Origin of the sequence: Prevotella sp. SGI.167 (assembly GCF_050313615.1) — a bacterium.
In the GTDB taxonomy this organism is placed as follows: domain Bacteria; phylum Bacteroidota; class Bacteroidia; order Bacteroidales; family Bacteroidaceae; genus Prevotella.
This window is the reverse complement of the sequence record NZ_JBNPLT010000011.1, coordinates 54,621-75,763: the sequence shown is the minus strand read 5'-3', so window position 1 is coordinate 75,763 and position 21,143 is coordinate 54,621. Positions and strand designations below refer to the sequence as shown.

At 47.4% G+C, this 21,143-nt stretch carries 12 protein-coding genes and 1 pseudogene; 4 read left to right on the top strand and 9 right to left on the bottom strand.

The window, feature by feature from the left end:
- Nucleotides 1–213: 213 nt before the first annotated feature.
- The 3 genes from ACQRBJ_RS07580 to ACQRBJ_RS07570 all read right to left on the bottom strand — a co-directional run bounded on the left by ACQRBJ_RS07580 (nucleotide 214) and on the right by ACQRBJ_RS07570 (nucleotide 6,251).
- Entirely contained in the window at nucleotides 214–2,940 is a 2,727-nt protein-coding gene (locus tag ACQRBJ_RS07580) for a beta-glycosidase (RefSeq protein WP_445303258.1), read from the bottom strand.
- A gap of 14 nt (nucleotides 2,941–2,954) precedes the next feature.
- Nucleotides 2,955–4,127, bottom strand: a complete 1,173-nt coding sequence (locus ACQRBJ_RS07575; RefSeq protein ID WP_445303257.1) for an ATP-binding protein — start codon at nucleotides 4,125–4,127, stop codon at nucleotides 2,955–2,957.
- 165 nt (nucleotides 4,128–4,292) lie between these two features.
- Complete coding sequence (locus tag ACQRBJ_RS07570) at nucleotides 4,293–6,251, bottom strand: DEAD/DEAH box helicase (protein ID WP_445303256.1); 1,959 nt, start codon at nucleotides 6,249–6,251, stop codon at nucleotides 4,293–4,295.
- Between the two features lie 329 nt (nucleotides 6,252–6,580).
- Between ACQRBJ_RS07570 and ACQRBJ_RS07565 the strand changes: the two genes are divergently transcribed.
- Nucleotides 6,581–8,164 carry a DUF3843 family protein gene (locus ACQRBJ_RS07565; protein ID WP_445303255.1) on the top strand — a complete coding sequence of 528 codons (1,584 nt, stop codon included), beginning with the start codon at nucleotides 6,581–6,583 and terminating at the stop codon, nucleotides 8,162–8,164.
- Nucleotides 8,165–8,330: 166 nt separating this feature from the next.
- Here ACQRBJ_RS07565 and ACQRBJ_RS07560 read toward each other — a convergent pair whose 3' ends face one another.
- The gene (locus ACQRBJ_RS07560; RefSeq protein WP_445303254.1) at nucleotides 8,331–9,794 is read right to left on the bottom strand and encodes an AAA family ATPase; all 1,464 of its coding nucleotides are present in this window, start codon (nucleotides 9,792–9,794) and stop codon (nucleotides 8,331–8,333) included.
- A 180-nt stretch (nucleotides 9,795–9,974) separates the two neighbouring features.
- On the bottom strand, nucleotides 9,975–11,327 hold the full coding sequence (locus ACQRBJ_RS07555; RefSeq protein ID WP_445303253.1) for an alpha/beta hydrolase family protein: 1,353 nt from the start codon (nucleotides 11,325–11,327) through the stop codon (nucleotides 9,975–9,977).
- 173 nt (nucleotides 11,328–11,500) lie between these two features.
- On the opposite strand from ACQRBJ_RS07555, the gene ACQRBJ_RS07550 reads away from it, so the two are divergent.
- Nucleotides 11,501–12,034 (top strand): TIGR00730 family Rossman fold protein, encoded by a 534-nt coding sequence (locus ACQRBJ_RS07550; protein WP_445303252.1) that lies wholly within the window; start codon nucleotides 11,501–11,503, stop codon nucleotides 12,032–12,034.
- 103 nt (nucleotides 12,035–12,137) lie between these two features.
- Here the strand turns inward: ACQRBJ_RS07550 and ACQRBJ_RS07545 are convergent, their stop codons facing one another.
- The 3 genes from ACQRBJ_RS07545 to ACQRBJ_RS07535 form a co-directional block, all read right to left on the bottom strand.
- Nucleotides 12,138–13,388, bottom strand: coding sequence for an ATP-binding protein (locus ACQRBJ_RS07545; RefSeq protein WP_445303276.1), 1,251 nt, complete (start codon nucleotides 13,386–13,388; stop codon nucleotides 12,138–12,140).
- A 186-nt stretch (nucleotides 13,389–13,574) separates the two neighbouring features.
- Nucleotides 13,575–14,762: an FprA family A-type flavoprotein gene (locus tag ACQRBJ_RS07540; RefSeq protein ID WP_294967762.1), complete on the bottom strand. Its 1,188-nt coding sequence runs from the start codon at nucleotides 14,760–14,762 to the stop codon at nucleotides 13,575–13,577.
- 110 nt (nucleotides 14,763–14,872) lie between these two features.
- Nucleotides 14,873–15,808 (bottom strand): carbohydrate kinase family protein, encoded by a 936-nt coding sequence (locus ACQRBJ_RS07535; protein ID WP_153122171.1) that lies wholly within the window; start codon nucleotides 15,806–15,808, stop codon nucleotides 14,873–14,875.
- A 120-nt stretch (nucleotides 15,809–15,928) separates the two neighbouring features.
- Between ACQRBJ_RS07535 and ACQRBJ_RS07530 the strand changes: the two genes are divergently transcribed.
- Nucleotides 15,929–17,275 (top strand): M16 family metallopeptidase, encoded by a 1,347-nt coding sequence (locus ACQRBJ_RS07530; protein WP_445303251.1) that lies wholly within the window; start codon nucleotides 15,929–15,931, stop codon nucleotides 17,273–17,275.
- Between the two features lie 80 nt (nucleotides 17,276–17,355).
- Nucleotides 17,356–17,499 (top strand): annotated as a pseudogene (locus ACQRBJ_RS07525) (sialate O-acetylesterase); the annotation flags it as partial.
- Between the two features lie 1,086 nt (nucleotides 17,500–18,585).
- Here ACQRBJ_RS07525 and ACQRBJ_RS07520 read toward each other — a convergent pair.
- Nucleotides 18,586–21,075: a hypothetical protein gene (locus ACQRBJ_RS07520; protein ID WP_445303250.1), complete on the bottom strand. Its 2,490-nt coding sequence runs from the start codon at nucleotides 21,073–21,075 to the stop codon at nucleotides 18,586–18,588.
- Nucleotides 21,076–21,143: the final 68 nt, after the last annotated feature.

The following is a 21,143-nucleotide window of genomic DNA, read 5'->3' as shown; positions in this document are numbered from 1 at the left end:
ATCTCTGAATCAACAGAGATGATAATAAAGGTTTATCCTGGGATAAAGATTAATCCCAGGATGATATAAAAAGAGCGGAAAATCAGCTGTTAACTGTTAACCCTGTTAACTCCTGGCTTTCCGCTCTTGTTTTATTTAGTCTTCCTATTCTTGTTATCTTGCTGATTTTCAGCTTATTTTTATTTTACAGATTCGCAACTTACAGAATTCCTATTAATATTGCGAGATATTATTCAGCTCCTTCAATGAAACCTGACGAGGCTTCTCGACAAGTTTCTTTTTCAATTCATCCACCGTTATTTCTGCAGATGGATTGAAAGAAGCAGAGCGCATATAATCAATTACACTCTGATAGAAAGCCTTGCCTTCCGGGTATTTGGCAGCCTTCTCCAAATCACTCATGCAGACGAGAAGCTTTCCGGCTCCCACCTTCCATTCCATTACCAAGCCCAACTTATGATTCCGCTCGATATTATCTATCACCTGAACTATCGGGCGATAATCCTTGGCGAAGTTGTCAAGCACCAGCGGATGCGATTCCTTAATAACCGGGAACCATTGCCAGTTGGTGTGCATTTCCGTAGGGAATCCCTTGAATATCGGATGTTCCGGATTCGTCAGAATGCCCAGAGTTCCTGGAGAAACCTTCTTCTTGTTGTTCTCGCAGATGGTCTTGAACATGCGATAATTCCAGTAATCGGTCTGGAAGAGTCCGCCCACTGTATAAGGCGTGGCATTATCTGCCTGCGAAAGCGTATCATTGGCAGCCACAAAATGACTGGAAGCCGTAGGCATCCAAAGCACCTTTCCACCATTTTCCAAGACTTTCACCACTTCCTGGTTCAAATCTCTGGCAATGATGACGCCCTTCTTTTCCAACGTCTTCTTCGGATAAACCCAAAATTCGTAGGAGTTTCTTGCCTCTGCTCCTTCAATGTTTAATGTAAGAAGCAGCTTGGTAGGTTTCTGCACGTGGAAAACACCATTCAGTTCACCCAAATCCACCAAACCTTCATCGTATGAAAAGATGTTCAATACTCCCTCATCCTCAGCCATCAAGTCGCCCACATTCTTTCTCACTTCACCATCCTTGGTGCTGAAAGTTCCATCATCCATACAGAACAATCCGTTCTCGGCAGCCAGATGCCATTTCAGTTTCTTACCCTTCAGCGAAGAACCGCCATAATTGGCTACCTTTACCTTAGCCTGAATCTTCTCGCCATCCTCGAAGCAGAACTTCTTCATTTCCAGCAGAGGAACCACAGGCGAGCACCACTGGCGCCATTCCTCGGGCGTAGTGATTCCCTTGCTCTCCATAAACGCATCCAGGATGCCTACGAAAGCACTTCCCTGACCGGGATAATCCTGAATATCGAGCAGTTGGAAGCCCGCCATATTCCGGGTTCTCAAATCCATCTCTATATCGGCTTTATAGAGTTTCACGCTCCATAAGCCCGAAGCCTTGTGGAAATCATCTGCCTGCGAGAGCATTCCGGCTGCAGCCAGCCTGCGGCGGAACACTTCAAAGTTATAAGGATGAAGCACTCCGGTGTATTTCTTCATCTCCCGATAATCAGGATAGGTCTGAAACTGGCCTGTTTCGTGAGAGATGATTGGGATTCCGGCCTTATCGCAAGCCTCATCAAAATTCATCGTAGAATTAGGATGGAAATGATTGATCATTCCTCCATCGTAGGCGTCGGCAAACGAGAAGGAACCACGGGTATGAGTATTGTATTTGCCCCATCCCTCGCCTCCGATGCGGCAAGTGGTGAAGTAATCCATTCCTTCTTTTATTCCCTGATAACCGAGATAGTAATTGCTTCCGAAGGTATAGTATTTATCTGGCGCAATCTTGCGGAAATCATCCACAAACTCCTTCATCTTGTCGATGTCGCCCCAGAGTTCATTCCCCAGCGCCATCATTCGGAAAGAAGGATGATGACCATATTCTCTGAGGATATTTTCGCCTTCCTGATGCAGGAACGCCATCAGCCTTTCATCCTTCTTATCGAAAGAACCCCAGAAAGGAAGCTCCGGCTGGAGATAGATTCCCAGACTGTCCGCAGCCACGAAAGCCGCCTCCGGTGGGCACCAGGAATGAAAGCGCACATGGTTGATTCCATACTCCTTGCAGGTTCCGAGATACTTCATCCAGCCTTCCACGCTCATCTCCACATGTCCCGTCAGCGGCCATACAGCCGCATCGTGCTTGCCACGAAGGAATATCCTATGGCCATTGGCGTAAAAGTGGGCACCTTCGATATGGAAATCCTTGGCGAAATCAGGCATCTGAAGGGCGGAAGGAGAAGCTACAGAACGGCTAGGGATTGCTCCTGTTAGAGTTTCTGCAGATTTGCTCTCTACAGAGCTGGCTAGCTGGAGTTCTATCCTTCCGATAATTCCATTCCAGTTGGTCTGCGTATCTTCTGTATAAGCATGGCTGGAGCCGTAAACCTGCTCAGGCACACTTCTTCCATTATCCACCACGATTTCCAGGAAATGCTTGCCCGGCTTCACCTTCTTGGGCAGAAGATAGCGCTGAGGAGTAGAGATGAAGTTGCAGGAGTCCACCAGTTCTCCATCCACATACACCCATGTCGGGCGGGTACGCTCCAGGAAGAGTTCTACCGGCTTCTTCTTCCAATCCTTCGGGATATTGATGGTTCTGGAATATCTAGCAGCTCCTTTATAGGCATAGAGTCTCGTAAGATGCGTTGTTTCCATCGTATCTTTCGGAGCGAATCCCAGATGGTTCGTATCGATGGTGCCGGGAAGGATGGCACGCTTCACCTCACCCTGCGAGGCACGCTTACTCTTGGCGAAAGCACTACCGCTCTTTCCCAACTCCACATTCCATTCACCAGCGAGCGAAATGCTCTGTGCTTGCAAGCCCAGACTTACCAGTCCCAGACAAGCGATAAGAATAGTTTTCTTCATTAACTTATAATTGTCTAATAGTTCATACCAAAAGCCCAGAGTGGAATAACATTACCCATGCCTGTCTCTATATCATCCTTCACAACATATCCCTCTTTTGCCTCAGAAATCTGCTTCTGACCTTTCTTTTTACCACCAATCTCAAAAGTCTTGTCTTCTATCATGAAATCAGAGATTGGAGAATTGAAGACAGCATGATTCACACGCATCTGATTAAAAAAGAAAGTCTCTCGTTGATTGCCAATATCAGGCACCGAAGAAGAGAGAGCAAAGGAGAGGTTGGTATTATCAAGAAACACCTTTTCTACCTTGCCCAAACCACGCACACCTTCTGTGGACTCGTGAAGTTGGGCTATCAAACCTGCACGCTCCATCAGTTCGAAGTAATCGGGCAGATTATTGCGATCTACCTTGATAGTTGTAGCAATGGTACTCATGTTTGGCTTGAAAGGCACACTATCAGCTATTACCTGCATCAGTTCCTTCAATTTTCTGGACACCATCACCGTATAATTGGCATATTGTGGAATATCCGTCTCCAAAGTCATACTCACTACTTGATTCAGTCGCATCCTATAGCCCTCATCCTTAGAAAAAGGATAGTAGCCCTTGCGCAGATATTCATTAAACAATGCCAACGGATGCTCAATCTCCTCCGGCAAAACGACTTCATTGTTTACGATTTGTTCCAATGTAGAGACAGGAATGTCTATGCCCTTTTCCATACCGATGTATTCACGAAAAGACAAACCTTGCATCGTAAAGACCAGTACTCGTCGACTTAAATCTGCTGTACCTTTATAAATATCAAGCACAGAAGAACCGGTAAAAACCACCTGCAGGGGTGGCAGATTATCGTATATCATTTTAAGTTCTGTAGCCCATCCCTTATATTTATGTATTTCATCGATAAAAAGATGCTTGCCTCCAAGTTGGCTAAACTTCATTGCAGTTTCAAAGAGAGTATGATTAGCGAAATAGATGGATTCCGCACTCACATAGAGTGTGTCTTTTATCTGAAGATTCAATTTGATATACTGCAAAAGAAGTGTCGTCTTGCCGACTCCACGAGGTCCAACAAGAGCCGTCATCCGATTCGACCAAGGAATCCGATGATACATATATCGTAGGTATCGAGTATCGATACGCTTGATAAGATTGTCTGAAAGTTGCTTCAATAATTCCATATTTCTTGCCTTATTTGATGTTTACGGCTGCAAATATACAAAAAATGCGGTAAAAATACCGCAATTTACCAAAGAAATAGCTGTATTCTTACCGCAAAATATGAATATTGCATCAAAACATCCCTTTGATGCAGGCTTTCATCTTATAATAAATCGCTGCCTAAATTACTTCTTCTTAGGTCTGCGGCGAGCCCAACCTTCTTCCTCGAAGTTTGGCTCCTCGCCCTTGAACTTCACGTTGTCGTTGTTCTGGAAGAACTGGCGCCAATCACCTGTATCCTCCTGGCTGCGTGATTTTCTTCCGCCACGAGATTCGCCACGGCTTCCACGTCCTCCCTTTCCACGAGAATCACGAGAGTCTCTTGCATCATCAGAAGAACCTCTGCGGCTGCGTCCGCCTCTTTCTGAAGAACGGCCGCCACGGCTCTCGGCATCACGTCCGCCACGGGCTGCTCTGCCATGACCTTCCTCATCAGCATTGTTACATCTTACGGTTCTGCCCTTGTACTCAGTACCGTTCAAAGCCTTCATCACGCGCTTAGCATCCTCCTCTGGCACCTCGATGTAGGCAAACTTACTCAGCAGGTCGATGTGACCCACCTCCTGGCGACCCTTCACGTGCTTGTTCAGATACTGCATGATTTCGCCCGGATAGAAACCATCCGCCTTACCCAGGTTGATGAACAGGCGCTTGAAACCAGACTCTGTCTCATGCTTTCTGCGGCCATTGGAAACCTTGCCACGGCCCTCGCCACGGCTTCCACGACCCTCACCACCACGGGAGCCTTTGCCTGTTTCAGGCTTGATAATCTCAGGAGCATTCTTATAGTAATCGAGGAACTTACCGAAGGTGATGGTTACCATCTTCTTGATGATGTCCTCCTTGTCGATGTACTCAAACTGGCGGTTGATTTCAGCCATGTATGGTTCAATCTGATCCTCGTCCACATCGGTCTTCATGATGTCGTCCATGGTCTTGAAGAGCTGCTTCTTGCAGATTTCCTCTGGAGTTGGCAAAACGCCATCCACGAAGTCCTTGCCAATCTGCTTCTCAATCTGGCGAACCTTGAACTTCTCTCTGGTATGGATGATAGAGATGGATGTTCCCTTCTTTCCGGCACGACCCGTACGACCGCTTCGGTGGGTGTAGCTAGCCACATCATCAGGCAAACCGTAGTTGATAACGTGAGTCAGATCCTCTACGTCCAGACCACGGGCAGCCACATCGGTAGCCACCAGGAACTGAACGGTATGGTTGCGGAACTTCTGCATGGTGAGGTCACGCTGCTGCTGACTCAAGTCGCCGTGCAGTGCCTCTGCATTATAACCGTCCTTAATCAGCTTATCTGCAATATCCTGAGTCTCCAGCTTGGTGCGGCAGAAGATAATTGCAAAGATGCGCGGATAGAAATCCACCACACGCTTTAGGGCGAGATACTTGTCCTTGGCATTTACCAGATAGTAGATGTGGTTTACATGCTCAGCACCCTCGTTGCGCGAACCCACTACGATTTCCTTGTGGTCGTGCAGATAGTTGAGGGCAATCTTCTCGATGTCCTTGCTCATGGTAGCCGAGAAGAGCAGAGTGTTTCTATCTTCCGGCACGTTCTCGAAGATGGCATTGATGCTCTCAGAGAAGCCCATGTTCAGCATCTCGTCAGCCTCATCAAGCACCACGTTGTTCACGTTCTCCAACTGAGCCACGCCACGATTAATCAAATCGAGCAGACGACCAGGGGTAGCCACGATAATCTGCACACCATGCTTCAGGGTGCGAATCTGGCTTCCGATGTCGGTACCGCCATAAACAGCGACAATATGCAAACCGTTGATGTACTTGGCAAAACTGTTCAAATCGTCTGCTATCTGGAGGCAGAGCTCACGTGTAGGACTGAGGATGATAGCCTGTGTCTGCTTGCTGCTGGCATCAGTTTTCTGGATAACCGGAATACCGTAAGATGCAGTCTTACCCGTACCGGTCTGCGCCAACGCAATCACGTCGTTCTTATTACCAAGCAAATATGGGATTACTTCTTCCTGAACTGGCATTGGATTTTCAAATCCAAGCTCTTCGATGGCACGGCGAATCTCCTCGCTCACGCCCAATTCTTCAAATGTCTTCAAATCTTTTTAACCTTAATTCATTATAATCAAAATGGAAGGCCGAATTCACCCTCCCAGCCATGAATTAGGGTGCAAAATCCTTCCGAAACGCTTGCGGCAATCGTACGTATTTATTAAGATTGCCTAAATTCGGGTGCAAAGATACGAAAAAAATGTGACTTTCTTGCATTTTTTGCGCAGAAATCATTATCTTTGCATTATCTTTACAGATAATTCGGACGACATTTCATGCCGAACGACTAACAAATAGATATAATAACCCGAGAAATAACGACATCGCATCACAACGAATATCGATTATAACCTCGAATAACAAAGAATCGAAAGATATGAAAAAGGTAATTTTCACCCAAGAATGGATGACAATGCATCCATACGAGAAACCAAATGAAGTAGATCAGTACTATACAGAACTGGCTAACGAAATATACCATGCCCTCGATGAGGCGTGCTTCACCCACCAGTTTAAGAACGTGGAAGAAGCCAAGCAGCTTGCACTCAGCATCGCCGGCTACTTTGAGGACGTCATCTCAGGTACCTGCATCTGGAAGACCTTTACTGCAGAATGCAAGAAGCGCTATGGCACTTACATTCCTTTCTACGAGAACGAGAAGGAATTTATCCAGAATACGCTGAACGATGATGAGTCTCCATACGATCCTGACGAAATCAACTATGCAGACATCAAGTTCCTGTGCTGGCACCATTACCAGCAGAGCAGTTATGTGCAGGAACCTGTGCCATTCCTGTTCAGCACCCTGGAGCTGGCAGCCAAGATGGCTTATAATGTGCTCGACAAGGAATACGAGACAGCGCCGGAGAACGAGCGTCTCTACGATTTCCTTTGCGAATTGCCAACCGATGAAGACAAGTTCTATGAATATCGCGATGCCTTAGCCTGGTTCCACTATGGCTGCTTCTTCAACGTGGGAAACCGCTTCCGCCTTCAGATGGAGCTGGAGCGCCTCGCCCACTCTCCACAGGGCTTCAATGATGTCATCGCCTACTCTATCCAGATAGAGCATACGATGAACAGCCGCAACAACCTCCTCGCCCTCACCTCTGCCGAATGGCTTGCCAAGGTGAGCGAACATCATCCTGCCCACAAACTCTGGACAGAAATCAACTACAAGGGCACCCGTGCCTTCAAGATGATCAAGGAGGATGAGAACTTCTTCTATCTGAAGGATTTGTATGATGCTTCTGAGAAAGATGCTTCTGATAAGGATGCTGAGGAAGAGAAGTTATATAGAGTTCGAAAGGATTCTACCAATATCGAAGATGCCAGCGCATTCCTCAGTGGCGAGCAGCTGATGGTTACCAATCTCTTCTACTTCGGTGGCGACTGGTGGCAGACGGGTGCTTTGCTGAACCCAAACTACGAGGAGAACAAGGAGCAGATTGAGGCAGAGAAGGCTCAGGTGAACCACGAGCAGCCTATCAACGATTACAACCTGCTCAAGGCAAAAGGCTACGGTGATAAGTTCATCTTCCTGGAGGATGTCAAGACCTTGAAGAGTTTCCTAAAGGAAGTTGGTTTCGAATTACCAGCCAACATCAAGTTCCCTCCAAAGTACGAGAAGGGAATCATCGTTTGCGGAAGTCCATATACCGGAATCAATATCTGCTTCGGTATGGCTCACTGCATCGCATCGCCTGAGAATCCATATTACAACGCTGAGCATGCAGAGCTCGACAGCTTCAATATCATCTCTGGCTTGGGCCGTCCATTCCCTTACGAGATTGTGTGCAAGCTGATAGAAAACAATATGTTACCTGATGCCAACCTCTTCACCAGCAAATATGTAAGAGAAATCGGTTTGAAGGTTACCCAGGCTTACATCCAGTTCCTTGCCGATTACTATCTGATGGGCAGAAAGGACAAGGATCTGTCGCCTGCTGAATTGTGGTAATTTCATATTGAAAAGAGCGGAAAAACAACTGTTAACTGTTAACTCTGTTAACCCCCGGTTGTTCTTCCGCTCTTTTTTATTTTTAGTAATTTCTCAGTTAGTTATTCCAAAATCACTAATTTAAAAATTGCTTGCAATAAAGAAATACTACAGCATAAAAACCATGTTATTCTACTTTGAACAAATCATCCAGCACCACCTCGTTCTGAATGTTTTGCCAACCGGCATTATGCTCCACACCATACGAAGTTATCATCGTTAGATGGAGAGTCTTCTTCGTTCCTGTAGCTTGCTTGAACAACTCCCTGCGCTTGATTAACCAAGCCGCATAATCGGGAGTGATAGAATAAGGATGATTCACAAATTTCATCTCACAGAGATTAATCGTCTTGTCTCCCCTATCAATTATCAAGTCAATCTGTGCCCCAGGTTGCTTATTACCCTCTGCATCCGTAAAAGCACGGCACGACCACGTACAGATGTTCGACAGAATACCACCGATTCCCAACTTCCTCTTGATTTGAGGAATATGATGCAGACAAACCTGCTCGAAAGCATAGCCCTCCCAACTGGAAATATCCATCTGGCGATGACTCCAATAATGCTCATCCTCACCATGATAGTTCTTCACATACTTCAGATAGAAAAGCGAATACAGGTCGGTCAACTGATACATGAAATCCCTATCCGTCTTGCCAAAAGCCGAATATTTGCGGATGAAATCACAGTTGCATAAGTCGGAGAGCACGGTAGAAACATACCCGGAATCCTCCACCTTCAGCTCCTCTATCAACTCAGGGCGAGTCATTCCCTTCAGTTTCTTAGCCAATGTCTCCACCACCCTTCTATAGAGCGTAGATTCCTTGAAGAGCGATTTGAAAAGGAAGCCATATTCGCTTCTCAAAGGGGCACTGGATGAGAAGAAGAGTTCATCGATATTCTGCGCCACGCTCAGCGAACGATTCAGCATATTGAGATAAAAAGGGGTTCCACCTATCGCCATATACAACTCGGCTATCTGGAAGCGCTCCATCGAGAATCCTCTTGAAACCAGAAACTCCTCCGTCTCTGCCAGATTGAACGGACGGAGATAGATGGAGCGAGTCACACGATTGTGCAAACCGCCCTTGTTGCCCAGCAAGGTATTCGTCATCCAGGTGGTTGCCGAACCACAAACTATCAGTTTCAGATTGTCCTGCTTCGAAGCCCACTCGTTCCAAAACAGTTCGAAAGCCTTGAGAAAGCGAGAATAACGGGTATCCAGCCAAGGCATTTCATCAAAGAACAAGAGTACTGGTTTTTCCTTTTTTAATGTCTCCTGTTTTAATGTCTCCAGATACTTGCGAAGCATAAACAGAGCCTCCATCCAGTCTTTTGGAGTTTTCTGTTCCTTATGAGAATAAAACTCCAGCTGATGGGCAAAGTTTGCCAACTGCTCCTTACGGGTACCCTCATAGATACCCGTCATATAAAAGTCGTACTTATCGCCAAAGAACTTGTCGATAAGATAGGTCTTACCGATACGTCTTCTGCCATAAACAGCCACGAACTCCGCCCTAGGAGATTCGTAAATCTCCTGCAACAGAGCCATCTCACGCTGTCTTCCTATAATTCCATTAAAAGTACCCATACTTGCAAACTTTATATTTTGTTGGGTGCAAATATACAACTTTTTCTCGGGAAACACAAGCAAAAACGCAAAAGTTTACTACGCTAACGCCTTTTTTTTAGGGGTTAGCGTAGTAGACTTTTGATATTTAAGAGAAGAAGGTACAGAAAAACAGCTGTTAACTGTTAACTCTGTTAACCCCTATTTCAGATTCTTATCCAGAAACTCCAGCATTTTCTCCTGCGCCTTCAAACCGCAGGAATGAGGGATTTCCCAAAGTTCCGTATCCAGCAGATTATCAGATTCCTGACTCTTCCAAACCTTGCGCATTTCGGCGAAAGCATCCTTTACACCAGGCACAGGGAAGAGCTTGTCTTTTGTGCCGTTGATAAAGAGCATCGGCTTCGGACAGGCGAGAGAGGCGATGTGAGGATAGTCGAGATATTGCCTCAACCCTGGGATGCAATTCGCAAAACCGCCATTCTCCTTTCTTCCAAATCTTCGGGTAAGCTGAGCATCGGTGGTAATCATCCAGCAGATGGAAGCACCCGCCTTGATTCTATCCGATAATGCAGAGAGCATCCACGAGCGATAGGCTCCCATCGAACAGCCCACGCATCCGATACGCTTCGCATCTACCATCGGCAGCGAAGCCAGGAACTCGGTGCTGGAAATATCATCGTAAGTCATGAAGGCAGAGAGGTCTCTACCCAGCATCATCATGTTGCCGGCTATCAGGTCGTATTTGTTTCTATCCACGCCCTCCTTCCGGCCTCGTTCTCCCCACATCGGCGCATCAATCGAAAGCACCACATAGCCATGTTTCGCCAGGTAATCGCCCACGTACTGACCCTCGTAAAGCTGGTTTACCCACGCATCTGCATCATCCAATATTTCCTGGTTGGCAGCCTTCTTCTTTTCAGAAATCTTCCCATCCGCATCCTGCTCTTCAGAAGCGATAAAGAAAGGGCGAATCATCTTCTCCTTTCCGATAAAGAGATGGGCACCATGGTCGTGAAGCGCCACCACGGCTGGGAATTTTCCAGCTTTCTTATTCTGAGCAGAAAGCAGCAATCCATCTTCTGCTTTCGAGTTCTTTCCATCTTCTGCGTTCGAGTTCTTTCCGTATTCAGAATCCGGAAACAGGAGATAAGCCGTAATTCGGGAATAGGCGTTGATATTGAAGGCAATTTTCTGCGCTTTATATCCGTCTCTCTGTTCCTCGCCCAATACTTCCATATCCCAAGCCGCAGCCGCTTTCGGAGGCGTCATCATGCATTCAAACACCTTCGCCCTTGCCGCCTTCTTCCACTTCTTAAAGTTCCTGATAGGACTGTTGCCCCAAGCCATCGGATAGGTCAGTTCCTTCTTCAGCGTTTCTACATAGGTAGGAATCTCTCCCTGCCATTCATACTTCTCCCGCTTCTGAAGCTTCGGCTTCGGAGAGGTTTTCGCAAGCGACACAGAGGTCTGAGCAAGCGCCACAGAGGTCTGTGCAAGCGATACCGATGCCTGCAACAATGCGATGATACTATATGTGATAATCCTTTTCATTCTCTTGTATCGTTTATAAGATTTCTATCTTTCTGTTTATAAGATTAGTTATAGTTTGCAAAATTAAGAAATTATCCGCAAAAAGAGCCCAATTATCTCGATATTTTTGCGTACCTTTGCCTAAACATCAATAAATAACGGATAAAACATTATCAAATAGAAGATAAAGCAATATGAAAATAGCAGTTTTTTGTTCAGCAAATAAGAATATCGACCCCGACTTCTTCACGATGACTGAAGAGATGGGAAAGTGGATGGCTGAGAACGGCCACGACCTGGTTTTCGGCGGCTGCAACTCCGGTCTGATGGATAGCATCGGCAAGGCAGTGAAGGCGAATGGCGGCAGAACCATCGGTGTGGTTCCTACGCTTGTAGAGCGAGGCGGCAGAACCTTCCCAGACCTCGACATCGAGATTCCGTGTGATAATCTCAGCGACCGCAAGGACCTGATGCTCGCCCAGAGCGACATCTTCGTAGCCCTTCCTGGCGGCGTCGGCACCCTGGATGAAATCTTCACCATCGCCGCCGCCCACACCATCGGCTACCACCACAAGATGGTGATTCTCTACAACATGAAAGGCTTCTGGAACTCCACCATCGCCCTGTTGGATGATATGGCAGAGAAAAGCATGATTCGCGGCGATTGGCGAGATGTGATTGAAGTGGCGAATAACCTGGAAGAATTGGCAAGGCTCTGCGAGGCATAAAAATCCTATATAAAGATAAAGAAAGAGCGGAAAAACAACTGTTAACTGTTAACTCTGTTAACCCCTGTTGTCCTTCCGCTCTTGATATTTTCTTCAAGACCATCTATCCCTGATTTTCTTTCCCCAAGAGGAAATCGGAGAGGCTCATCATCAGAATGCCTTCTTCATTATAACCCGAACGATACCTATCCCCTACGATTATCAGTTTGCGGAAGCCATCGTTTATATTCAAAAGAGAAGCCTGCTCCTGATTTACCTTCTCCTTATCCGGCAAGGCGTAAGCCGACTGGATATAGAGGCGTTCATCATGACGGTTCACCACAAAATCTATCTCAAGATTCCTACGCTGCAGTTTGCCATTCTCATCCCGCCTGAAGTTCTCCACTGACCCCACATCCACAGTATAACCCTGCTTCCGCAACTCGTTATAAACCACATTCTCCATGATATGGGTGAATTCTATCTGTCGGAAATCTACCACGGCATTTCTAATACCGATGTCCTCGAAATAATACTTGGTACCAGTACCAATGTATTTGCGCCCCTTCACATCATAGCGCAAAGCCTCGCTGATGATGAAGGAATCCAGCAGGTATTCCAAATACCTGCTGATAGTATTGCCACTTATCTCTACTCCACCAGCCGATTTAAACGTATTGGAGATTTTCAAGACATTGGTACAAGAACCTATCGTAGATGCAAGGAGACGTACCAGCTCTTTCATTCCCTCTGGATTCTTCAAGCGATTTCGATCCAATACATCTTTCAGATAAACGGTCTCATAAATCTCTCGAAGATAGTTTTGCTTGGCTGCAGGGCTTTCCATCTGCACCACAGCAGGCAATCCACCATACAGATAATAGGTTTCCAAAGCTTGTTGCATCTCACCTCCCACAACCTCGTAGTATTCAGAAAAGCTCAATGGATGAATGCGGATTTCCCAACCTCGTCCTCTGAACTCTGTGATTACGTCCTTTGACAAGAACCGGGCATTGGAACCAGTTACGTACACCTCAGCATTTTCTACATGAAGATAGGAATTGAGCACATCCTCAAACTCCTTTACCATCTGAACCTCATCCAAGAGAATGTAATACTTCTCCTTGTCAACCATCTGAGCATCTATATGCTCCAGCAAAGCATCCGGGTCACGGAGTTTCTTGTTTCTACGGTCTTCAAGATTTACTTGTATGATATGGTCTTCCGCAACACCTCTTTCAAGCAAATGCTTGCAAAAGATGTTGAAAAGAAGAAAAGATTTACCACATCGGCGGATGCCGGTGATAATCTTTATCATCCCATTGCCTTCGGCAGAGATGAGCTTATCCAGATATTCCTTGCGCTCGAAATACATCATTTCACTGAAAATTTTCGTGTCAAGACACATATTTTTGCAGCAAAAGTACACTTTTTACTCGACTTCACCAAGTTTTATCGTAATTTACACGGAATATTTAAGGTATTTAAACAAAGAAAGAGCGGAAAAACAACTGTTAACTGTTAACTCTGTTAACCCAGTTGTTCTTCCGCCCTTAAACTTTTATTCCGCCAGCAGCTTCTCAGCCATTGCCTTACCCAGAGCCTCGCACTTCGCCTTGACCTCTGGAGTAATCGCCTGCTTCATATCTACCGGCTCACCCACTGGCTCGTAGTGGAGCTTGGTTTCGTTCCACTCCTGAATCTTAGCCACAGCCTTGCTTGCCCAGCAATGAGAACCATACCAGCCAAGGAGGTGGTTCTTGATGTCCTTATTGGCAAGCTCAGAGAGGAGAACCTCCATCTCGTGATAAAGACCGGCATTGTAGGTTGGAGCACCCACGATAAGACCCTTGTAGCGGAAGATGTCGCGCAGGATGTAGCTGTGGTGAGTCTTCGAGATATTGTACATTACGATGTTCTTCACGCCTGCCTTGCTTGCTGCACGGGCGATGATTTCGGCCATACGCTCGGTGTTGCCGTACATGGTGCCGTAGCAGATAACCAAGCCTGGCTCCGTCTCGTACTTCGACATCTTATCATACATGCCGATAACCTTCTCAATATGCTCGTGCCAAACAGGACCATGGGTTGAGCAGATATAATCCAGCTCCACGCCAGCCAACTTCTTCAAGGCATTCTGAACAGGGATTCCATACTTACCCACAATGTTTGAGTAGTAGCGAACCATCTCCAGCCAGAAAGTCTCGCAGTTGATTTCCGTATCGATGATTCCGCCGTTCAGCGCGCCGAAGCAGCCGAAGGCATCGCCCGAGAAGAGCACCTTGTTCTTCGCATCGAGGGTTACCATGGTTTCTGGCCAGTGAACCATAGGGATGAGAACGAAGCTCAGCTCGTGGTTGCCCAGAGAGAGGGTTTCGCCATTCTTCACCTCTACCACGTCATCAGTTACGCCATAGAAGCCTTCGAGCATTCCCAGGGTCTTCTTGTTGCCCACAATCTTGATGTTAGGGTAATATTTCTTGATGAGGGCGATGGAACCGCTGTGGTCAGGTTCCATGTGGTTGATGATGAGGTAATCGATTTCACGGTCACCAATCACCTCGTGAATATTCTCGAGGAACTGGGTGAAGAAATCTACCTCTACAGTATCTACCAGCGCTACCTTCTCATCGTCAATGATATACGAGTTGTAGCTCACTCCGTTAGGCAATGGCCAGAGGCCCTCAAAACGATGCTTGTTGCGGTCGTTAACGCCTACGTAATAAATCTTGTTTGTAATTTCTGTCATATTATTTACTTTGAACTTTGAGATTTTAACTTTGAACTTTGAGATTTGAACTTTGAACTTTATGATATGCTGTTTCTCAAACAACTTCTACTAATCATAAAGTTCCCAGTTCAAAGTTCCAAGTTTTTTCTTTCTCCGAATTCCTTGGAAACATAATTGTAGATGTCCTTGCAACATTCGGTGGAGAAATCCTGGGCCGATGCAAGCAGGCTATCCCATTGCGCCTCAGATAAGCCGCGGTCGATATCCTCGCGGGTGATTCCATCCTTGATCAGTCCGAACACGAAACCGGCATTGAAGTTATCGCCGGCACCGATGGTGCTCACCGGCTTCATCTTCTCCGAAGGATAACTCTTGGCAAAGCCGTTCTCGGCACGAACCTCTACAGGCTCTGCGCCCTGGGTGCAGATAAACTTCTTGCAGTAGAAACTGATTTCGGCATTATACACCTTGTCAGCCTCCGGTTTCTTATAGAGGATTCCGAAGTCCTCGTGGCTGCCACGAACGAAATCGGCGTGCTCCAGGTTCTCTATCAGATTAGGTGTAATCTTCATAATCTCATGCTGATGAGAAGAGCGGAAGTTTACATCATAATAGAGGATGGCGCCACGACTCTTGGCGTACTCCAGGAAGCCTGCCACCTGAGGACGGACCACAGGATTCAGGGCGAAGAACGAACCGAAGAGCACGATGTCATCGGGATTGATTTCGGGAGTGGCAAACTCCAGCTGGTCGTGAGGATGATCCTTGTAGAAAATGTAGTCAGCATTATTGTTCTCGTCGAGGAACGCCAGCGAGAGTGGCGACTTCGAATCAGGGAAGATACTCACGTTGTCAGCATTCACCCCATTATCTCTCAAGAACTGAATCACATACTCTCCGATACGGTCGTTGCCCGCCTCGCTGATAAACGAAGCATTCACGCCCGCACGTCCCAACGAGATGACTGCATTGAACGATGAGCCACCCGGTACTGCCTCTATCGGCTTGCCGTTCTTGAAGATGATGTCAAGCACGGTCTCTCCTATTCCTATAACCTTACGCATTGTTTATGTCTCTTTTATTTTGTTTTTGGGGGACAAAGATAAGTCTTTTTGGCGATAATGCAAAATAAATGCCCAATATTTTGGATAAATTACATTTTCAAAGTAACTTTGCACCTTGAAATGAAATACAATACTTATACATTAGACAACGGACTCCGCATCATCCATCTGCCATCGGATAGCAAGGTGGTGTATTGCGGCTACCAGATAAACGCCGGCACCCGCAACGAGGAGCCGGGCGAGGAGGGGTTGGCGCATTTCTGCGAGCACGTCACCTTCAAGGGCACCGAGCGACGCAAGGCGTGGCACATTCTCAACTGCCTGGAGAGCGTGGGCGGCGACCTGAATGCCTACACCAACAAGGAGGGCACGGTTTATTACTCTGCCATCCTGAAGGAGCACATCGCAAGAGCAGTGGACCTGCTTTCCGACATCGTCTTCCACTCGGTTTATCCGCAAGCGGAGATAGACAAGGAGGTGGAGGTGATCTGCGATGAGATTGAGAGCTATAATGATTCGCCAGCCGAACTGATATATGATGAATTCGAGAATATCCTCTTCAAGGGTTCGCCGCTGGGGCATAATATCCTGGGCACTGCCGAGCAGGTTCGCTCCTTCAAGACGGAGGATGCGCTCCGCTTCACAAGGAAGCTTTATCGACCGGATAATGCGATATTCTTCGCATACGGGGATATCGATTTCAAGAAGCTGGTGAAGCTTATCAGGAAGGCTTTGGGAGAGTGCCCAAAAGGCCGAGAGCTTGCTTGCTCGGCGGATTGCAAATCCGCCGAAACGCCTACGGAAGAAAGGATTGCAGAAGAAACGCCTACGGAAGAAACACCTACGGAAGAAATGGAAGCAGGCGATGCAAATCATAAAGTTCAAAGCTCAAAGTTCAATGTTCAAAGTAAAGTCGCGGGAAAGACGATTGTAATGCAGAAGAATACGCATCAGGCTCATGTGATGATAGGAACCCGCGCTTACGATGTGAACGACGACCGCCGAATGCCGCTCTATCTGCTCAATAATATGCTGGGCGGACCGGGTATGAACGCCAAGCTGAACCTCGCCCTCAGAGAGCACAACGGACTGGTTTACACCGTAGAGAGCACGATGGTGGCTTATGGCGACACGGGCACCTGGAGCATCTATTTCGGATGCGATGAACACGATGTGAAGCGCTGCCTCAGACTGGTCCGCAAGGAACTGGATAAGTTCATGCAGAAGCCATTGAGCGATGCGCAGCTCAAGGCTGCCAAGAAGCAGATCAAGGGGCAGATAGGCGTGGCCTGCGACAACCGTGAGAACTTCGCCCTCGACTTCGGCAAGAGTTTCCTGCATTATGGCTGGGAGAAGAACGTTGACCGCCTCTATGAGCAGGTGGATGCGATTACCGCCGCCCAGATTCAAGCCGTGGCTCAGGAGCTGTTTGATAAAGACAGGCTCACCACCCTGATTTTCAAGTAGTTCTTAACAGAAAGCCAAAAGCAAAAAGCAGAAGCCATTGCCCACACGCCCTGATCAAGGAAATCGCCAACCGCCGTGGCTTGACCTACATCGACCTCTTCTCTGAGTTCGTAATCCCTGGAACCCAGGACATGAACCCGGATTATACCAACGATGGCTTGCATCTGCTCGGAAAAGGCTACCAGAACTGGGTAAGAATCCTGAAGCCATATCTTGGAAAATAAATTCAAAAGAGATATATTTACCTACATATCAATAAGTTACGTAATTTCTTCTATGTAGTAAATCTCAAAATCATCCTCGAATAGGGATATAAACAAAGAAAATCGGGCTGTTAACTGTTAACCTGTTAACCAACCCGATTTCCTTTTATATATATGTATGTCTGTCTGATATTCAATGTTAAACGAAAAAAGGAGCATCATCCGCTCCTCAATCCCAGGAAAGCCCTGTTGACTCTCCCTCTGCATCTCGGAAGCCCATATTGGCTTCCTACTTTGCTTCAATTACTGTTTTCTGAACTTTTAAAGTTCCTTACCTCGTTGGCTTATTACTTAAGCGAGCTTGTTGCTTGCTGCACCAACTGTTGCAGCAAATGCTACTACTGCTGCGAATGCAATTCCTAATACTAACATAACTTTTCCCTTTCTTAACTTTAAATCAAACTTATCCTTTTTATTAACAATCTTTTATTGTTATCCCTTTTTCAATCTTTACCTAGATTCTAATACCTTCGTATCCTGATGTAATCAATCTTTCTTCCTTATAATCAATACCTTTCGTATCCTGATATTATCAATCTTTTATCCTTTTTTCTTATTTCCGATGCAAAGGTACGAGCTTTTGTGTTCGCGTACAAATATTTCAGGAGAAAAGTTTCAGAACACCCCGATTTCTTGATTAAGGTCAAGAACCTTTACATTCCCGTTACAGAAGAAGGCGATATTTTTAAAGCTTTTGCCCTTTGCCTTCGGCCGGTGACCGTTGGTTCAGGGCGAACTGATAAAAGCGAAAGAGCCTTTCGCTAGGCATCAAGCAAAAAATACGTCCGATAGGCGTCCCGCCGGATTTGAAATCCGGCGTTAAAAAAGGTCCTTACCTATTGAAGATCTGCGGATTTGAAATCCGCAGCAAGCAAGATTGCTTTTCCTATTGGTGTTGGGGGATTGCAAATCCCCCGATTTTAATAGGTCGAATCTTTTTGACGGCGGATTGCAAATCCGCCGGGACACCTGACGGGAGTCAATCAAAACGCATTCATAATCTCATAGAACATCCGTGTAATCCGCATAATCCGTGCCTAACCTATTCTACGCAGCCATTCCCGGCGTTCCGTAGTGCCCGTACTTGCCGATGAACTTGGCGGTCTTGGAGAAGGTGCCGTCTTCGTTCTTCACGATGAAGCCACGCTTCTTCCAGGTGCACAGGAGAACGGCAAGCTTGGTCTTGGTGCCATGAACCATGCAGACTTCCTGAATCTCTGCCTTATCGAAAGTATCATGAACGAAGAGCAGAAGATTGCTCACACCGGATGCATGATAGATAGAACGGTTGTCTGCATCTATCGCCTCCTGCATCTGATTGCCGAAGAAACGCATCTTGCACCACAAATCATACTTCACGCTCCATACGATGAAATCCTCTATCGCCTTCTCCCACTTCTCGCCATTCGCCAGATAGAGCACCATCGCCCTGCGGAAACCATTCGCCAAACCACGCTTGGCAAACTCGGCGTAAGGCTTGTTGTAAGCCAGCTGAGCCAGCTCCATGAGCTCACTGCCCAGGCGCTCGATAAGCTGGCGAGCCTTCCTGCACTCCTTGAAACCGCTGGCGGCATTCAGCTGATGGATGTAAGGAGCCAGCTGCGACTTGAACTGCGCATCATATTCCCCCACAACCGGACAAGGAGCAAACTCTGAACGGAAGATGGTGGCAAGTGACAGGCGGCTCACGGCTCCATCAGCCACCTCACGAACCGAGAAGAACTTCTGGGTAACGGCGATGGTACTGGAAGCATTCCAGTTGAAACGGGTCTTCACGCGGGCAGTAACGCTCTTGGTGCCCACACGCTCCTGACCGTCCTCTGAATTGTCCCAGCAGAGACGAATCAGCTGGCTAGGGTCGTTGAACTTCCTGAGCATGTCCACCTCGTCCATCTTGCAGTAGAGATAGGCATCGCCAGCCTTCTGCGCATCATCCAGACGCTGGATGTAGGCAGCACGGGTAAGGTCGGGCGAAACGATGCGGATGCAGATGTCTTCCGGGCGCACCGGCTTCTTCTTGTTGTCGCCCATGGTGTTCACCTCGTCCTTCCATTTCTGCTCCTTCTGACGGTTCACCTTATCCATCTGCACCAGGTCTTCGATGATGCTGTTGATAGGTCCGTTTACCGCCGATTTGCCTGACGACATCGGCGCTACGAGCAGATTCATCATAGCCGCCTCATGCACCTGATTGTCGATGTAGCGGAAGTTGACGCCCTTGAGATGAGCAGCCAGCGGAGGGAAAACCGCCATCGCCACAGGTGCCTTGAAATCATCCTCTACCTTGCTGGTGAGCAGCTTGATGAGCTTAGGCAGCTTGGCAGGCAACTGAGGCGGAACTTCGGCGTAGATTCCTGCCTTCTCGGTGGCTTGCTTGGCAAGATAGTTCTTGCGGGCAAGCTCCACCGCCTGCTTCACGAGCTGGGGCATTTCCGAGGACTGAGCCACCTTGCAGGCGCTCTCTACAGAGGCGAACGCCTTCTCCTCGTCTTCGCCGAAGATTTCGATTACCTGCTTAATCCAAGCCGCCTCGCTATTGCAGATGTATCTGAGCAGGCAGGCTTCACGATAGATGAAGTTGTTGCGGTTGCCATGGGCAGGAGCGCCGCCCATCAGATCCACCAGCGCCTTGGTAATCTCCTCATAAGGAACGCCATCGTAGGTCTGCTCATACTGCACGGTATTGGCAGCCCTTCTCGCCTTCTCCTCCTCGCTCTCGACAGGCTGGAAATCTACGGTTGGAGCGGAATCAATATCCATCGGACGGCCGTCGATATCCAGTCCTCTCTTTCTGTAAGCCTCACGATATTCAGCCACAGCTTCCTTATCCAGGTGCTTGTACCAGTCGTCGGCAGTATAGATCTGGCTGGCAGCATCGGTGATGAAGATGATGCGCTCAGGCGTAATGCAGCTTGGGTCTTCGGTGACATGGATGAGCTTGCAGAAGGCGCTCTGAGCCTCAGCGATGGTCATCCCTACAGGGATGCGGATGTCGATGTGGGCCTTGTTGCGTGCCGAGCGTTCCACATGAAGTACTTTCCCCTTCCAAAGCTCGATTTCATCGGCGGTGAACATCTGCTCACGGGCGACTTTCTCCTGGGGGTCATCAAACATTCCGTTCAGGAGCAAGGCTCTCTTCACGGCTCCTTCTACCTCCTCCGGATTATCGATGTCTACGGTAGTCTGGAAGGTGAAGGCCTCCGGGTCGATGGACTTCTGGGCACGGTGGTCGTCCAGGAAGTGGAAGTAGTGAGGCGAACGGAAAGGCAGCTGCTTCTTGAGTGCAGTAATCTGCTTGTCGAGCTGCTTGTAGGCCTCAGTCTGCTCCTGCTCCTCGCCCATCAGATTCTGCTTGGCGGTAAGGTCGCGAATCTGCCCCACGAGGGTGCAGAGCCAGGACTGCTTGGTGAGCTCGGTGTAGTAATCGAGGAGATAAGTAGCAATCTGCCCCATGTTTGCATTGCGATTAGGGTTCATGGCAATGAGACGGCTGCTCATCTGCTTGCATTCATCAAAAGAAAGATTGTTGTTTACCATTTGAATATTATTTAGATTATACAATGACTGGATTATTGAAAACCAGCCACTTCTCTTCCGAAAAGCGA

Excerpts from the sequence above, each read along its gene's own strand:
- ACQRBJ_RS07580 (WP_445303258.1), bottom strand. The coding sequence starts at position 2,940 with ATGAAGAAAACTATTCTTATCGCTTGTCTGGGACTGGTAAGTCTGGGC.
- ACQRBJ_RS07575 (WP_445303257.1), bottom strand. The coding sequence starts at position 4,127 with ATGGAATTATTGAAGCAACTTTCAGACAATCTTATCAAGCGTATCGAT.
- ACQRBJ_RS07565 (WP_445303255.1), top strand. The coding sequence starts at position 6,581 with ATGAAAAAGGTAATTTTCACCCAAGAATGGATGACAATGCATCCATAC.
- ACQRBJ_RS07560 (WP_445303254.1), bottom strand. The coding sequence starts at position 9,794 with ATGGGTACTTTTAATGGAATTATAGGAAGACAGCGTGAGATGGCTCTG.
- ACQRBJ_RS07555 (WP_445303253.1), bottom strand. The coding sequence starts at position 11,327 with ATGAAAAGGATTATCACATATAGTATCATCGCATTGTTGCAGGCATCG.
- ACQRBJ_RS07550 (WP_445303252.1), top strand. The coding sequence starts at position 11,501 with ATGAAAATAGCAGTTTTTTGTTCAGCAAATAAGAATATCGACCCCGAC.
- ACQRBJ_RS07545 (WP_445303276.1), bottom strand. The coding sequence starts at position 13,388 with ATGTATTTCGAGCGCAAGGAATATCTGGATAAGCTCATCTCTGCCGAA.
- ACQRBJ_RS07540 (WP_294967762.1), bottom strand. The coding sequence starts at position 14,762 with ATGACAGAAATTACAAACAAGATTTATTACGTAGGCGTTAACGACCGC.
- ACQRBJ_RS07535 (WP_153122171.1), bottom strand. The coding sequence starts at position 15,808 with ATGCGTAAGGTTATAGGAATAGGAGAGACCGTGCTTGACATCATCTTC.
- ACQRBJ_RS07530 (WP_445303251.1), top strand. The coding sequence starts at position 15,929 with ATGAAATACAATACTTATACATTAGACAACGGACTCCGCATCATCCAT.
- ACQRBJ_RS07520 (WP_445303250.1), bottom strand. The coding sequence starts at position 21,075 with ATGGTAAACAACAATCTTTCTTTTGATGAATGCAAGCAGATGAGCAGC.